This window comes from Micromonospora sp. NBC_00821 (genome assembly GCF_036347035.1).
GTDB lineage: Bacteria > Actinomycetota > Actinomycetes > Mycobacteriales > Micromonosporaceae > Micromonospora > Micromonospora hortensis.
Map to the genome: position 1 here is coordinate 1 of NZ_CP108880.1, position 15,209 is coordinate 15,209.

A 15,209-nucleotide genomic window follows, 5' to 3' on the forward strand; every position below is an offset into this window, starting at 1 on the left:
TGTCCGGCGGCGTCCTACTCTCCCACACCCTCACGAGTGCAGTACCATCGGCGCTGGAGGGCTTAGCTTCCGGGTTCGGAATGTAACCGGGCGTTTCCCCTCCGCCATGACCGCCGTAACTCTATGAACATATCAAACAACCCCGGCACACACTCACGGGTGTTCGCTTGTTCAGAGTTGCACAGTGGACGCGTAGCAGCTTAGTAGTCAAGTCCTCGGCCTATTAGTACCGGTCAACTGAACCCGTTACCGGGCTTACATTTCCGGCCTATCAACCCAGTCGTCTAGCTGGGGGCCTTACCCCACAAAGTGGGTGGGATACCTCATCTTGAAGCAGGCTTCCCGCTTAGATGCTTTCAGCGGTTATCCCTTCCGAACGTAGCTAACCAGCCGTGCCCTTGGCAGGACAACTGGCACACCAGAGGTTCGTCCGTCCCGGTCCTCTCGTACTAGGGACAGCCCTTCTCAAGTATCCTACGCGCACGGCGGATAGGGACCGAACTGTCTCACGACGTTCTAAACCCAGCTCGCGTACCGCTTTAATGGGCGAACAGCCCAACCCTTGGGACCTGCTACAGCCCCAGGATGCGACGAGCCGACATCGAGGTGCCAAACCATCCCGTCGATATGGACTCTTGGGGAAGATCAGCCTGTTATCCCCGGGGTACCTTTTATCCGTTGAGCGACACCGCTTCCACTCGCAAGTGCCGGATCACTAGTCCCGACTTTCGTCCCTGCTCGACCTGTCAGTCTCACAGTCAAGCTCCCTTGTGTACTTGCACTCAACACCTGATTGCCAACCAGGCTGAGGGAACCTTTGGGCGCCTCCGTTACCTTTTAGGAGGCAACCGCCCCAGTTAAACTACCCACCAGACACTGTCCCTGAACCGGATAACGGTCCGAAGTTAGATACCCAAATCAACCAGAGTGGTATTTCAAGATTGCCTCCACCCATACTGGCGTATGGACTTCACCGGCTCCCACCTATCCTACACAAGCTAATTCGAGTACCAATGTCAAGCTATAGTAAAGGTCCCGGGGTCTTTCCGTCCTGCCGCGCGTAACGAGCATCTTTACTCGTACTGCAATTTCGCCGGGCCTGTGGTTGAGACAGTGGGGAAGTCGTTACGCCATTCGTGCAGGTCGGAACTTACCCGACAAGGAATTTCGCTACCTTAGGATGGTTATAGTTACCACCGCCGTTTACTGGCGCTTAAGTTCTCCGCTTCGCCCCGAAGAGCTAACAGGTCCCCTTAACGTTCCAGCACCGGGCAGGCGTCAGTCCATATACATCGAATTACTTCTTCGCATGGACCTGTGTTTTTAGTAAACAGTCGCTTCCCCCTGCTCTCTGCGGCCATACAACGCTCCACCCGCGCGGGGCTTCACGTCTCCGGCCCCCCTTCTCCCTAAGTTACGGGGGCAATTTGCCGAGTTCCTTAACCACAGTTCGCCCGATCGCCTCGGTATTCTCTACCTGACCACCTGTGTCGGTTTGGGGTACGGGCCGCTAAGAACTCGCTAGAGGCTTTTCTCGGCAGCATAGGATCACTGACTTCACCTGAATCGGCTCGGCATCACGTCTCAGCCTTCATGTGTTGCGGATTTGCCTACAACACGGCCTACACGCTTACCCCGGCACAACCACCGGCCGGGCTCAGCTACCTTCCTGCGTCACCCCATCGCTTGACTACTACCCATCAGGTTCCCACGCTCCCTCAGCTCAGTCCGAAGACCTCACCAAGTTCGGGTGGTTAGCACAACGAGGTTCATCAGGGACGCTCTTTCGCGGGTACGGGAATATCAACCCGTTGTCCATCGACTACGCCTCTCGGCCTCGCCTTAGGTCCCGACTCACCCAGGGCGGATTAGCCTGGCCCTGGAACCCTTGGTCATCCGGCGGAAGGGTTTCTCACCCTTCTTTCGCTACTCATGCCTGCATTCTCACTCGTGCCGCGTCCACAACTGGGTCACCCCGCTGCTTCACTCGCGGCACGACGCTCCCCTACCCATCCACACACCTGCACAAGGAATCAAGTCCAAGCGAGGATAAAATGTGAATGCCACAGCTTCGGCGGTGTGCTTGAGCCCCGCTACATTGTCGGCGCGGAACCACTTGACCAGTGAGCTATTACGCACTCTTTAAAGGGTGGCTGCTTCTAAGCCAACCTCCTGGTTGTCTATGCGACCCCACATCCTTTTCCACTTAGCACACGCTTAGGGGCCTTAGCTGGTGATCTGGGCTGTTTCCCTCTCGACTACGAAGCTTATCCCCCGCAGTCTCACTGCCGCGCTCTCACTTACCGGCATTCGGAGTTTGGCTGATTTCGGTAAGCTTGTGGGCCCCCTAGACCATCCAGTGCTCTACCTCCGGCAAGAAACACGCGACGCTGCACCTAAATGCATTTCGGGGAGAACCAGCTATCACGGAGTTTGATTGGCCTTTCACCCCTAACCACAGGTCATCCCCCAATTTTTCAACATTGGTGGGTTCGGCCCTCCACGCGGTCTTACCCGCGCTTCAGCCTGCCCATGGCTAGATCACTCCGCTTCGGGTCTAGGACACGCGACTGAATCGCCCTATTCAGACTCGCTTTCGCTACGGCTCCCCCACACGGGTTAACCTCGCCACATGCCACTAACTCGCAGGCTCATTCTTCAAAAGGCACGCCGTCACCCCGCAAGGCTCCGACGGATTGTAGGCGAACGGTTTCAGGTACTATTTCACTCCCCTCCCGGGGTACTTTTCACCATTCCCTCACGGTACTTGTCCGCTATCGGTCACCAGGAAGTATTTAGGCTTACCAGGTGGTCCTGGCAGATTCACGGCAGATTTCAGGGGTCCGCCGCTACTCGGGAACACCCACAGAAGGTCAGCAACTTTCACCTACCGGACTCTCACCGTCTACGGTCAGCCATTCCAGACTGTTCGACTAGCCACTGACTTTGTAACTTCTCGAACAAGTGTCAGCTTGTTCAGCAGGGTCCCACAACCCCGACCACGCAACCCCTGACAGGTATCACACGCAGCCGGTTTAGCCTCGATCCGCTTTCGCTCGCCACTACTCACGGAATCACTAAATTGTTTTCTCTTCCTACGGGTACTGAGATGTTTCACTTCCCCGCGTTCCCTCCACACACCCTATGTGTTCAGGTGTGGGTGACACCACATGACTGGTGCCAGGTTTCCCCATTCGGACACCCTGGGATCACAGCTTGGTTGACAGCTCCCCCAGGCCTATCGCGGCCTCCCACGTCCTTCATCGGCTCCTGGTGCCAAGGCATTCACCGTTCGCCCTTGACAACTTGACCACAAAGATGCTCGCGTCCACTGTGCAATTCTCAACAAACGACCAACCCACAACCCGATCCGCCCCACACCAAACCCAACACACTGTTGGCGGTATGTGGGGCCAGGCCATGCCTGGCAGACTTCCAGCCCCCACACAGGAGGCCGGCGCGTCTCTGAAACAACAACCAGAGGTTGTTCCTTCAGGACCCAACAGGGTGCTCACATTCTCCCCCAGCCGCACCAGAAGCCACCGTTCCCACCACCCCGAAGAGTGGCTGTACTAGGCGCCGCCGGCCGTTGCCAGGGCAAAACTTGCCAGTGTCTCCGCCATCTGAGCACCCCGACCCAACATTCGTGGGCCGCGGGCTCCTTGCACCCTTTCGGGTGAAGGTGCTCCTTAGAAAGGAGGTGATCCAGCCGCACCTTCCGGTACGGCTACCTTGTTACGACTTCGTCCCAATCGCCAGCCCCACCTTCGACGGCTCCCTCCACAAGGGTTGGGCCACCGGCTTCGGGTGTTGCCGACTTTCGTGACGTGACGGGCGGTGTGTACAAGGCCCGGGAACGTATTCACCGCAGCGTTGCTGATCTGCGATTACTAGCGACTCCGACTTCACGGGGTCGAGTTGCAGACCCCGATCCGAACTGAGACCGGCTTTTTGGGATTCGCTCCACCTCGCGGTATCGCAGCCCATTGTACCGGCCATTGTAGCATGCGTGAAGCCCTGGACATAAGGGGCATGATGACTTGACGTCATCCCCACCTTCCTCCGAGTTGACCCCGGCAGTCTTCGATGAGTCCCCGCCATAACGCGCTGGCAACATCGAACGAGGGTTGCGCTCGTTGCGGGACTTAACCCAACATCTCACGACACGAGCTGACGACAGCCATGCACCACCTGTGACCGCCCCCGAAGGACCTCACATCTCTGTGAGTTTTGCGGCCATGTCAAACCCAGGTAAGGTTCTTCGCGTTGCATCGAATTAATCCGCATGCTCCGCCGCTTGTGCGGGCCCCCGTCAATTCCTTTGAGTTTTAGCCTTGCGGCCGTACTCCCCAGGCGGGGCGCTTAATGCGTTAGCTGCGGCACAGGAAACCGGAGAGGCCCCCCACACCTAGCGCCCAACGTTTACAGCGTGGACTACCAGGGTATCTAATCCTGTTCGCTCCCCACGCTTTCGCTCCTCAGCGTCAGTATCGGCCCAGAGACCCGCCTTCGCCACCGGTGTTCCTCCTGATATCTGCGCATTTCACCGCTACACCAGGAATTCCAGTCTCCCCTACCGAACTCTAGCCTGCCCGTATCGACCGCAGGCTTGGGGTTGAGCCCCAAGTTTTCACGGTCGACGCGACAAGCCGCCTACGAGCTCTTTACGCCCAATAAATCCGGACAACGCTCGCACCCTACGTCTTACCGCGGCTGCTGGCACGTAGTTGGCCGGTGCTTCTTCTGCAGGTACCGTCACTCTCGCTTCGTCCCTGCTGAAAGAGGTTTACAACCCGAAGGCCGTCATCCCTCACGCGGCGTCGCTGCATCAGGCTTCCGCCCATTGTGCAATATTCCCCACTGCTGCCTCCCGTAGGAGTCTGGGCCGTGTCTCAGTCCCAGTGTGGCCGGTCGCCCTCTCAGGCCGGCTACCCGTCGTCGCCTTGGTAGGCCATCACCCCACCAACAAGCTGATAGGCCGCGAGCCCATCCCAAGCCGAAAAACTTTCCACCACCAGCCATGCGGCCAGAAGTAATATTCGGTATTAGCCCCCGTTTCCGAGGGTTATCCCAAAGCTTGGGGCAGGTTGCTCACGTGTTACTCACCCGTTCGCCGCTCGAGTACCCCGAAGGGCCTTTCCGCTCGACTTGCATGTGTTAAGCACGCCGCCAGCGTTCGTCCTGAGCCAGGATCAAACTCTCCAACAAAAAATTAGTTGAACAGCATCCTGACAACAAACAAATGTTGCCAAAGGAATCCCAACCAGCCAGCAAAAACTGACCAGTCCGGGGTATAAATCATAATTGGCACTGGCTTTACAAGCACCCTGTTGAGTTCTCAAAGAACAACCACACACCGACCAGAAGCCCCACCTCAGTGGAACCCCAACCGGGGCTTTTCGTACCGCGTCCCCGCCGCTCTCGCGCCGGGCACTTTTACTACGTTACCTCACCGTCTTCGCCGTGTCAAACCGTGTGTCCCGGTCTGTCATGCTTCGTACGGGTCAGCGCCGGCGCACTCACGCAGCAGCGAACCGCTGCGTCAGGTCGTCGGATTCAGCAGACCGGCCGCTGCGGTTTCCCGCAGTCTCGCCCGGTTCCCTGCCGGTCGTGAACCTTACCCGGTCGGCTTCGCCGCACCAAATCCGCCTCGCGGCCGATCCGGCGAGCCCCGCCCGGACCGCGTCTCCCAGGAGCGAACCCCTGCTTGACCCGGTTGCCATCCCGTTTCGGTGCTCTAGGACCTTCGTCCCGTTTGCCCCGTTCCGCGCTGGCAGAGAGAAAGTTACGCGTCTGCGGGTTTGATCGTCAAATCCACGGGTAGCGGCGCGCGTCACATTCGCTCGTCCGCCGCGTTTTCGCAGGTCAGAAGCGTTCAGCCAGCAACGATGGCTCGGCGACCACCAGCAGTACGGGCACCGACCGGCCCCGATCCGCAGGAGTGGCGCCCCTCAGGAGGTCTGTCGACGCCGGGTCGCGAGCCATGCCCGGACGCCAAGAACGCCAGCTGTGGTGCCGATCGCCAGGGAAGCGGCGATCAACAACGCGTGCACCCACAGAAAGCTGGTGGCCGCGCCGTCGGCCACGGTGCCGGACGCCCAGGATCGCGGGTCCTGCCAGATGGCGACCGCGAACCTCGGCCAGATCACCCAGGTCCAGACGCCGACTCCGACCAGGAAGACACTCCACCCTCGCGACAGCACCATGGCAGCCGAGTATGCCAGCGCACCTGGTCACCGGGCCCGTGCCGGCCACCGCCACCGCGCGACCGGCGGCGCGAACGCCGGGCGGACCACCCCTCACGCCTCGGAAGGAGCGCTGCCGCGTAGAACGTGGCCTGTTTCCGCCGTCAGGGTGATGGGCACTGCGAAGGGGGACAGCTGAGGACCGTCCCCTGGAGGTGCCCCGTGCGACCCTCGATCTTCAACCCCTGGGCCTGGCGTGACCCGTCCGCCCTGGCCGGCGGTTACACGCAGACCACACCGTCGGTCACCCCGCCCGACGACCACGAGGGTGGTCACGACGGCCCGGACGCGCCCGGCCCGGGCACGCCCGTCGACCTGGTGGGCTATCAGGTGCAGGCGAGCGACGGCCGCATCGGCACCATCGACGAGACGAGCGACGAGGCGGACGCCGGGCACCTGGTGGTGGACACCGGGCCGTGGATCTTCGGCCAGAAGGTCCTGCTGCCGGCCGGAACCGTGGAACGGGTGGATCACCAGGAACGCGTCGTGCACGTCGACCGGACGCGCCAGGAGATCAAGGACGCGCCACCGTTCGACCCAAACTCGGCTGACCAGCAATATCGGGAACGTGTCGGTACCTACTACGCCGACAGCTACCTGTCCCCGCCGGCAACGGACCGCAGGTAATGTGAGGCCGTGGTCCGGACGGGCAACTGCGCATCCGAGGCGGTCGACCTGGTCGACGGCCGCTTCCCCGGTGCCGTGCCCGAGGTCCCGACCAGCTCCGGCGATGGCCGTGAGCAACTTCTGAACGTCCTCCGTGCCGGTGGTCTGCGGTTTCGCGCCGGCGCGCGATGGCGGGCGACTCGCTGAGTCGATCCCGCTGACCGAGCAGGGCTGAGCCAGCCCTGCTCGGCGCGCGCCCACGCGTGACCCACCAACGGAACGAGAGGCACCACCATGTCCGTCGCACGAATGCTCACCGGCGACCGGCCCACCGGCCGCCTGCACCTCGGCCACTACGTCGGCAGCATCGCCAACCGGGTACGGCTACACCGGCGCTACGAGAGCTTCTTCATCATCGCCGACCTGCACATGCTCACCACCCGCAATCGCCGGGAGGACATCGACCAGGTCGCCGGCAACGCCCGCGAGATGGTGACCGACATCCTCGCCGCCGGCGTCGACCCGGACCGGGCCACGTTCTATCTCCAGTCGGCCATCCCCGAGGTCGGCGACCTCAACACCCTCCTGCAGAACCTGGTGACCGTCCCCCGGCTGGAACGGGTGCCCTCGCTCAAGGACATGGCCCGCGACGCCGGCAAGGAGGAGATGCCGTACGGGCTGCTGGGTTATCCAGTGCTCCAGGCCGCGGACATCCTCTGCGTGAAGGGGGAGGTGGTCCCGGTCGGCCGGGACAACGCGGCACACGTCGAGGTGACCAGGGAGATCGCCCGGCGGTTCAACCACCTGTACGGCCCGGTCTTCCCGGTGCCCGAGTTGATCCCGGCGGACACACCGAGCCTGGTGGGGACCGACGGCGCGGCCAAGATGAGCAAGAGCCGGGGCAACGCGATAGCGCTCTCCGACGACGCGGCGACGGTGCGTCGCAAGGTGCTCGGCATGTACACCGACCCGAACCGGGTGCGGGCCGACGTGCCGGGCACTGTGGAAGGCAACCCGGTGTTCGCGTACCACGACGTCTTCAATCCGGACCGCGACGAGGTGGCCGACCTGGCCCGGCGGTACCGGGCCGGGCGGGTGGGTGACGTGGAGGTCAAGGAACGGCTGATCGCCGCGCTGGAGGGGTTCCTGGCGCCGATCCGGCAGCGCCGGGCCGAGATCGAAGCCGACCGTGGCCTGGTCGACCGACTGATCGTCGAGGGTACGGAACGGACCCGCCAGGAGGTACGCCAGACGGTGCTCGAGGTACGCCGGGCGATGGGGCTGACCGGCGCGTACCAGCAGGTGCGGCGGCGGGCTGAGCGGAGCCGGCGCCGGACGGACGCCTCGACCTGAGGCCGGGGCGTCCGGTCGGCGATGTGGCGCCGGGTCCGCTGCGACACCAGCGGGGTCTCAGCGGATCCGGACGTCAGCCAGGTCCAGGGTGATCGGCGTCCAGGAGAGGTCCGGGGTGCGGTCCTCCTGGCGGATGTGGATCCGGCGTCGCGTCGGCACGACCAGCCCGTCGACCTCGGTGGATCCGCTGACGTAGTGCGCGACCCGGGAGGAGCCGTTGACCACCGGCTGGTAGTCCATGCGCCGCAGCAGCCCGCTGTCGTCGAAGTAGTACAGCTGGGTGTCGCTGTGGGTGTGCACGCTCTCGGGGTACGTGACGCGCAGGACGCGCCACGACTCGCCCTCCTCCGTCCACGGCTCGACCTCGTGCGCCTCCACGCCCGGCCAGGTGAACAGGAACGGCTCGACGAGGTAGTGCCAGGTGGCGTAGCCACGGAAGTAGGCCGCCTGGGCGAGCGTCCACTGGCTCTCCTGGGTGTAGCCGGCGAAGCTGGCCCGAGGATTCGTCAACTCGTCGATCAGGCTGCCGTCGGCTGCGGTGACGGTGACCCGGTCGGTGTCGCTGTCGTACTCGGTGACCTGGCCGGTGCCCTCCTGGACGTGGCGGATCCGTTCCCGGTGCAGGTCGGCCTCGACGAGTTCGGTGCTGTCGAAGTCGGGACGGCCCTTGAACGCCCAGAACGGGCCGCCGTAGGTGAGCCGGGTGGTGAGGGTCGATGCGGTGTTCCAGCGATCGAGGCCGCCGTGGCGCTCGATGACCTTGGCGAGCAGTGCATCCATCGCTTACTCCTAAGTTAGGACTGGCCGGTCCGACGTTAGCACTGTTCGGTGGACGCCGACTACGATGACGATGTGACTCAGCGGACTTACCAGGACGCCTGCGGGGCGGCGCGCACGATGGACATCGTCGGCGAGCGCTGGGCTCTGTTGATTGTTCGAGAGCTGGTGTTCGGCCCGAAGCGTTTCGGCGATCTGCGGGCCGGCCTGCCGAAGGCCAGCCAGAACGTGCTCAGCCAGCGACTGCGGGAGCTGGAGCAGTCCGGCATCGTCCGGCGGGTGCAGCTCGGGCCGCCGGCAAGCGTGCACGCGTACGAGCTGACCGAACGCGGCCAGCAACTGGAGCCGACGCTGATCGAGCTGTCGCGGTGGGGCGCCGGCCTGCCCGCGGAGCCGGACGTCGAGATGAGCACCGACGCGTTCATGCTGTTGCTGAAGGCCCTCTATCGACCACCGACCGACGCTTCGGTGACCGCTCGACTCCGGTTGCAGGTGGGCACCGACGCCTTCGAGGTGGGGGTCTCTCCGAGTGGGATCAGCGTGGCCCGTGGCCGGTCGGGCCCTGTCGACGTCACTGTCACCGGCACTGTCGGAGCACTGCGGGACCTGATGTTCGGCGGCACGCCGCTGCGCTCGGCGGTCTCGGCGGGCGAAATCGACGTGCACGGCGACATCGCAGCGGCCGAGCGGTTCTTCCTGCTCTTCGGAGCGACGCCAGGCGAGTAGACCGGGTGAACACTCGACCCCGATGGCGCAGAATGCGAGGATGAGGAGGGTTCTCGACATTCGTCCGGTGCCGGCAGGCGTGACGCACCGGACCACGATGTTCGAGATCTTCTTCGATCTGGTCTTCGTCTTCGCGCTCACCCGGGTCATCACGTTCATGGCGGGGTCGCCGAGCGCGCTCACCCTGGCCCAGGGGCTACTCCTCCTGCTCCTGCTGTTGTACTCCTGGTCGCCGTACATCTGGGTGGGAAACCTGGTCCGGCCGGACGTCGGCCCGGTCCGCGCTGTGACCCTCGTCGCGATGGCGGCGATCTTCGTGGCCGCGCTGGTGTTGCCGGACGCGTGGCGGCAGAGCCCGGAACTGTTCGACGCGCCGTTGACTCTCGCCCTGGCCTACGTGGTCGGCCGGGCCGTGCAGCTCGTGATCCTGTTCTGGGCGAGCGCGACGAACCCGCCACTGCGCTCGACGCTGCGGTTCTTTACAGTGCCGGTGGTGCTGGGCTGGGTCCCGCTGATCATCGGTGCCCTGCTCGGCGGTGCGGCCCAGACGGCGCTCTGGACTGTCGCGTTTCTCCTGAACATCGGCGGCGCCCGGATCGCGTCCACCTTTCGGCCGTGGCAACTGCGCAGCGTGGACCACTTCAGCGAGCGGTTCGGCCTGGTGCTCATCATCGCGCTGGGTGAGTCCCTGATCTCCGCCGGCGCGGGCCCGAGGGCGATGGCACCGGTCGGCTCCGCCCTCCTGGCCGCACTGCTCGGCCTCACCTGCACGGTGTGCCTGTGGTGGCTCTACTTCGATCGGCTGGCACCCGCCGCCCGGGAGGCCGTCAGCAACGTGCCTGGTGAACGACGGGCCAGCGTGGCCGGCGACGCGTACGGCCTCGGGCACTCCACGCTGATCATCGGCGCCATCTACGTCGCGCTCGGCATCGAGGAGGTGATCGCCCAGCTCACCGACGAGTCCGCGCACCCCGACCGACTGGGCTGGGAGGCCGCTACCGCGCTCTACGGCGGCGCCGCCCTCTACCTGCTCAGCAGGTTGGTCTTCCGCCGGCTGACGGTTGGCCCGGTGTACCCGACGCAGGTCGTCGCCGCGCTGCTGCCGCTGGCCCTGCTGCCGATCGGCCGATCCCTGCCGCCACTGGCGGCGCTCACAGTGCTGACCGCTCTTCTGATCGGGGTGACCTGGTTCGAACGACGGATGGACCGACGCGACGAACGACCCGAGTCGGCGCAGCGGGGCCTCCCGTGAGCACAGTCGGACAGTTCGGTCGCGAAAATCCTGCCGCGCCGTGTCGATATCCCCGTCCCACGTTCGTCGTCATGCTGTACGGCGATCCGCCGCACCGAGAGGAGCCGAAACGTGAAGTACATGCTGCTGTTCATGAGCCCCATGGTTGACGGGGAGGTCGTCGACAACGGGTGCAGCTTCGAGGACTGGACCCGCTACGACCGGGAGATGAAGGACGCCGGGGTCTGGGTCTCCGGGCACCCCCTGCAGGACCTGACCACCTGCACCACGGTGCAGGTCAAAGCGGACGGCGAGCGCACGATCACCGACGGGCCGTTCGCCGAGACCCGTGAGCTGCTCGGCGGGTACGACGTCATCGACGTGCCGGACCTCGACGCCGCGCTGGACTGGGCGGCCCGCAGCCCCGGGGCCATCGGCACCGGATCGGTCCAGGTCCGTCCGATCTTCGAGCTCGACATGCAGGGGTGACAGTGCCGGCCGAGGAGGCAGCAGTCGGGTCGTCGGTGGAGGCGGTGTTCCGGGAGGAACGCGGCCGACTGCTCGCCTCGCTCGTGCGCCGCTTCGGCGACCTCGACCTGGCCGAGGAGGTCACGTCCGAGGCCATCGAGGCGGCGCTGACGCACTGGCCGACCGACGGCGTCCCGAGCCGGCCGGGTGCCTGGCTGCTCACCACGGCTCGGCGTCGGGCCGTCGACCGGCTGCGTCGCGACCGGGTGCTGGCGACCCGGCTCGCGGTACTGCAGGCGGAGGCCGAGCGGGCCGATCACGCGCCGCCCGCCGACGCGGACCGCGACCTGCCCGACGACCGGTTGGCGCTCTTCTTCACCTGTGCGCACCCGGCGCTGGCCGCGCAGGATCGCGGGGCACTCACCCTGCGGTTCCTGGCCGGCCTCACCACCACCGAGGTCGCGCGGGCCTTCCTGGTGCCGCCCGCCACCATGGCCCAACGACTCGTCCGCGCCAAACGGAAGATCCGCGACGCACGCATCCCGTTCCGGGTGCCGGGCCCCGACGAGCTGCCCGGTCGTCTGCCCACCGTGCTCCAGGCCGTCTACTCGGTCTTCACCGAGGGGTACGCGGCCAGCTCCGGCCCGGATCTGCAACGGATCGACCTGGCCGACGAGGCCATCCGGCTGGGCCGGATCCTGCGTCGGCTGCTGCCGGCCGAGCGGGAGGTCGCCGGGCTGCTCGGCCTGATGCTGCTGGTCCACGCCCGACGGGACGCGCGTACCGGGCCGGACGGCACCATGATCCTTCTCGACGACCAGGACCGTGGACGCTGGGACCGTCGGATGATCGAGGAGGGGCGGGGCCTGGTGGTGGTCGCGCTCACCGGCCGAGCGCCCGGCCCGTACGGCGTGCAGGCCGCCATCGCCGCGCTGCACGACGAGGCCGCCGACGTGGCCAGCACCGACTGGCCGCAGGTGGTGGCGCTCTACGACGTGCTGCTCGGCCTGGTGCCCTCGCCGATCGTGGCGCTCAACCGCGCCGCCGCGGTCGCCATGCGGGACGGGCCGGCGGCGGGGCTCGCGCTGCTCGACGAGTTGGCCGACGAGCCTCGGCTGCGCGGCCACCACCCCTATCCGGCGGCGCGGGCCGACCTGCTGCGTCGGCTCGGCCGGTACGACGAGGCCGCCGTCGCGTACCGCAGCGCGTTGACGCTGGTCGGCACCGAACCGGAGCGCGCGTACCTGCTCAGTCAGCTGAGAGCCGTCACGACCGAGTGAGCTGTACCCTTCCCGGGTGAGTCTGCCTCTGCCTCCCGGGCCGTTCGCCGCGTACCTGTTCGACTGCGACGGCACCATCGTCGACTCGATGCCGCTGCACTACCTGGCCTGGCAGCGGGCCCTTGAGGAGTGGGGTTGCCAGTTCCCCGAGGACCTCTTCTACGCCTGGGGTGGGCGGCCCACCGCCGACATCATCGTCGCGCTGAACGAGCAGCAGGGTCTTGCCATGCCGGTGGCAGCCGTCGTCGAGCGCCGGGAGAGCTACTACCAGGAGTTGCTGCCGCAGCTCGCCGCCGTGCCCGAGGTGCTGGCGCACATCCACGACGCGCACCGGCGGGTCCCGTTCGCCGTCGTCTCCGGCAGCACCCGCGCGTCGGTCACCGCCTCCCTGGACGCGCTCGGCCTGCTGGACCGGTTCGACGTGCTGGTCTGCGCCGACGACTACACCCGGGCCAAGCCCGACCCGGAGGCGTTCCTGCTCGCGGCGGAGCAGCTCGGCGTACCCCCGGAGTCCTGCCTGGTCTTCGAGGACACCGACCTGGGCATCCAGGCCGCGACGGCGGCCGGCATGGCTTCGGTACGCGTGCCGCAACAGCGCACGCCCTGACGTCTCAGGCGACAGTCAGCAGGAGTTTGCCGGAGTAGGACGTCTGTAGGCGCTGGTGCGCGTCCCGCACCTTGCCCAGTGGGAACTTCTCCGCGACGTGCACCACGAACGGCCCCGCCTCGATGAGTTCGTTGAGGCGCCGCAACTGTCGAGGGCTCGATTCGCCGTCGTACGCGCGGACCATGACGCCCGGCCGTTCCTGCGGCTCCGGCTGCACCCCGTGGGCGAACGCGACCACCCCGCCGTCGGCCAACGCTTCGGTGAGCCGGTCCAGAGTCGCGCCGCCGGCCATCGCCAGGATGGCGTTCACCCCGCCCGGCGCCGCGTCCCGGATCCGGGCCAGCACGTCGGTCATGTCGCCGTGGCCGTCGAGGGACACGTCGGCGCCGAGCCGGGTCACCAGCGCGACGCCGTCCGCCCCGGACGCCACGGCGATCACGTTCAGCCCCTGCCGCTTCGCCAACTGCACGGCCAGGTGACCCTGACCGCCGCTCGCACCGAAGATCAGCAACCAGGCGCCGGCCGACAGGCTGATCGCGTCGAGCCCGGCCAGCGCGGTCAGCGCGTCGGTGGGCATGGCACCGGCGTGTTCGGCGGGCACACCGTCGGGCACCTTCGCCGCGTACTCCGCCTTGACCGACGCGTACTCGGCGTAGCAGCCGCCCTTCGGCCGAGCGGTGGCGGAGACGTAGACCAGGTCGCCCACGGCCAGGCCGGTCACCTTGCTGCCGGCCGCGATGACGGTTCCGGCGCCGTCGGAACCGGGCACGATCGGGAGCGCCGAGCCCTCCGGCACCAGCACACCCTCGCGCTCGTACGCGTCCCACACCCCGACACCTGCGCTCAAGACCTTGATCAGCACCTCGTCGTCGGCGACCTGCGGGATCGGCAGCTTCCGCAGGGTGATCACCTCCGGCCCGCCGAACTCGTCGAAGGCCGCGGCCTGCATCCGCTCTGGCACATCCCCGTCAACCATGTGGCTTCCCTCTCCGTGCCGGCGTCACCGTCGCAGCATGCCGGCTCGGGAACGGGCGTGGTTCGGAGCCGAGCGTCGTTCACCCACAAGGACGAACGCCCGCGTTTGGTGGGCCCCGCCGCGCGTAGCCGGGGCAGGCACGGGAATGTCCGCGTACCGCGCCGGGCGCGAGCGCGGGTGGGTTCGACGTGAAGGACGGGCGCGTCGCGCTGGCCGCGGGACCGACGGAAGGGGCATCGTGCACGCTCCGTCGACGCGGGCCACGGCCGGGCTCCTGGTGGCGCTCGCCACGGCCTCCGGCTTCCTCGACGTGATCTGTCTGACCAAGCTCAACGGCTACTTCGCCAGCGTGGTCACCGGCAACCTGGTGCACTTCGGCCACGCGATCGCCACTGCCGACACCCGCTCCCTCGCGGGGGCGGTGGTGGCGGTTGGCGGGTACGCGGTGGGCGTGGCCGCTGCCACTGTGCCGTTGCGCCACACCCCGCCGGGTTGGAACCGCCGTACCGCTGTGGTGACGTCGGCCGAGGCGGTGCTGCTGCTCGGCTTCACTGTTGGCTGGTTCGGCTGCTCGGCACGTCCCGGGTACGGCTTCGGGCTCGTGCTGCTGGCGATGGCGGCCGTGTCGAGCGGCATCCAGAGCGTGATCACAGTGGCCGCCGGCGTACGGGGTGCGTCGACCACCTACCTGACCGGCTCGCTGACCGAGTTGGTCCGGCGGCGCGTCGTCGACCCGCACCGGTTCGCCGACGTGGGTGGTGTCGGCCGGCTGGCGGGGCTGGTGGTCGGCGCCACGCTCGGCACTGTGGTGCTGCGTACGGCCCCGACCTGGGCATCCGTGCCGGCGGCGGTGCTGGTGATCGCCGTGATCGCGTTCGCGATCGGCCTGACCCAGCGGGCGAGAACCGCCGCCGGCCGAAGCCGGCCGAGGTGACCGGAG

The 15,209-nt window shown here is 66.1% G+C and carries 11 protein-coding genes and 3 rRNA genes; 8 read left to right on the forward strand and 6 right to left on the reverse strand.

Translation table 11 applies throughout. The features are described from left to right. Nucleotide 1 precedes the first annotated feature (1 nt). The 4 genes from rrf to OHB44_RS00020 all read right to left on the reverse strand — a co-directional run bounded on the left by rrf (nt 2) and on the right by OHB44_RS00020 (nt 6,206). A 5S ribosomal RNA gene (gene rrf / locus OHB44_RS00005) occupies nt 2-118 on the reverse strand. An 85-nt stretch (nt 119-203) separates the two neighbouring features. Beyond that, a 23S ribosomal RNA gene (locus tag OHB44_RS00010) occupies nt 204-3,312 on the reverse strand. 381 nt (nt 3,313-3,693) lie between these two features. Then, nucleotides 3,694-5,208 (reverse strand): 16S ribosomal RNA (locus OHB44_RS00015). Together the 16S, 23S and 5S rRNA genes form the textbook arrangement of a ribosomal RNA operon. A gap of 743 nt (nt 5,209-5,951) precedes the next feature. Continuing rightward, nucleotides 5,952-6,206, reverse strand: a complete 255-nt coding sequence (locus OHB44_RS00020) for an SCO4848 family membrane protein (RefSeq protein WP_238687487.1) — start codon at nt 6,204-6,206, stop codon at nt 5,952-5,954. 201 nt (nt 6,207-6,407) lie between these two features. Between OHB44_RS00020 and OHB44_RS00025 the strand changes: the two genes are divergently transcribed. Both OHB44_RS00025 and trpS read left to right on the forward strand, forming a co-directional pair. Further along, nucleotides 6,408-6,872: a PRC-barrel domain-containing protein gene (locus OHB44_RS00025; protein ID WP_330439278.1), complete on the forward strand. Its 465-nt coding sequence runs from the start codon at nt 6,408-6,410 to the stop codon at nt 6,870-6,872. 273 nt (nt 6,873-7,145) lie between these two features. Next, complete coding sequence (gene trpS, locus OHB44_RS00030; RefSeq protein WP_238687489.1) at nt 7,146-8,204, forward strand: tryptophan--tRNA ligase; 1,059 nt, start codon at nt 7,146-7,148, stop codon at nt 8,202-8,204. 57 nt (nt 8,205-8,261) lie between these two features. Here trpS and OHB44_RS00035 read toward each other — a convergent pair whose 3' ends face one another. Next, a complete protein-coding gene (locus tag OHB44_RS00035) occupies nt 8,262-8,984 on the reverse strand; it encodes a hypothetical protein (RefSeq protein WP_330439279.1) in 723 nt (240 codons plus the stop codon). Between the two features lie 72 nt (nt 8,985-9,056). On the opposite strand from OHB44_RS00035, the gene OHB44_RS00040 reads away from it, so the two are divergent. From OHB44_RS00040 to OHB44_RS00060, 5 genes are all read left to right on the forward strand, one after another. Further along, nucleotides 9,057-9,707 (forward strand): winged helix-turn-helix transcriptional regulator, encoded by a 651-nt coding sequence (locus tag OHB44_RS00040; RefSeq protein WP_238687491.1) that lies wholly within the window; start codon nt 9,057-9,059, stop codon nt 9,705-9,707. Nucleotides 9,708-9,747: 40 nt separating this feature from the next. Then, the gene (locus tag OHB44_RS00045; RefSeq protein ID WP_330439283.1) at nt 9,748-10,959 is read left to right on the forward strand and encodes a low temperature requirement protein A; all 1,212 of its coding nucleotides are present in this window, start codon (nt 9,748-9,750) and stop codon (nt 10,957-10,959) included. A gap of 120 nt (nt 10,960-11,079) precedes the next feature. Further along, nucleotides 11,080-11,427: a YciI family protein gene (locus tag OHB44_RS00050; protein ID WP_266305251.1), complete on the forward strand. Its 348-nt coding sequence runs from the start codon at nt 11,080-11,082 to the stop codon at nt 11,425-11,427. 2 nt (nt 11,428-11,429) lie between these two features. Continuing rightward, nucleotides 11,430-12,686, forward strand: a complete 1,257-nt coding sequence (locus tag OHB44_RS00055; protein ID WP_330441161.1) for an RNA polymerase sigma factor — start codon at nt 11,430-11,432, stop codon at nt 12,684-12,686. A gap of 16 nt (nt 12,687-12,702) precedes the next feature. Next, on the forward strand, nt 12,703-13,293 hold the full coding sequence (locus OHB44_RS00060; protein WP_238687495.1) for an HAD family hydrolase: 591 nt from the start codon (nt 12,703-12,705) through the stop codon (nt 13,291-13,293). A gap of 4 nt (nt 13,294-13,297) precedes the next feature. Here OHB44_RS00060 and OHB44_RS00065 read toward each other — a convergent pair whose 3' ends face one another. Continuing rightward, nucleotides 13,298-14,269: a quinone oxidoreductase family protein gene (locus tag OHB44_RS00065; RefSeq protein ID WP_238687496.1), complete on the reverse strand. Its 972-nt coding sequence runs from the start codon at nt 14,267-14,269 to the stop codon at nt 13,298-13,300. A gap of 145 nt (nt 14,270-14,414) precedes the next feature. Between OHB44_RS00065 and OHB44_RS00070 the strand changes: the two genes are divergently transcribed. Then, the gene (locus OHB44_RS00070) at nt 14,415-15,203 is read left to right on the forward strand and encodes a YoaK family protein (protein WP_372488426.1); all 789 of its coding nucleotides are present in this window, start codon (nt 14,415-14,417) and stop codon (nt 15,201-15,203) included. The last annotated feature ends 6 nt before the right edge of the window (nt 15,204-15,209 follow it).

What these genes read in the sequence shown, in the direction of transcription:
- OHB44_RS00020 (WP_238687487.1), bottom strand. Translation starts at nt 6,206, where the DNA reads ATGGTGCTGTCGCGAGGGTGGAGTGTCTTCCTGGTCGGAGTCGGCGTC.
- trpS (WP_238687489.1), top strand. Translation starts at nt 7,146, where the DNA reads ATGTCCGTCGCACGAATGCTCACCGGCGACCGGCCCACCGGCCGCCTG.
- OHB44_RS00035 (WP_330439279.1), bottom strand. Translation starts at nt 8,984, where the DNA reads ATGGATGCACTGCTCGCCAAGGTCATCGAGCGCCACGGCGGCCTCGAT.
- OHB44_RS00045 (WP_330439283.1), top strand. Translation starts at nt 9,748, where the DNA reads ATGAGGAGGGTTCTCGACATTCGTCCGGTGCCGGCAGGCGTGACGCAC.
- OHB44_RS00050 (WP_266305251.1), top strand. Translation starts at nt 11,080, where the DNA reads ATGCTGCTGTTCATGAGCCCCATGGTTGACGGGGAGGTCGTCGACAAC.
- OHB44_RS00065 (WP_238687496.1), bottom strand. Translation starts at nt 14,269, where the DNA reads ATGGTTGACGGGGATGTGCCAGAGCGGATGCAGGCCGCGGCCTTCGAC.
- OHB44_RS00070 (WP_372488426.1), top strand. Translation starts at nt 14,415, where the DNA reads ATGTCCGCGTACCGCGCCGGGCGCGAGCGCGGGTGGGTTCGACGTGAA.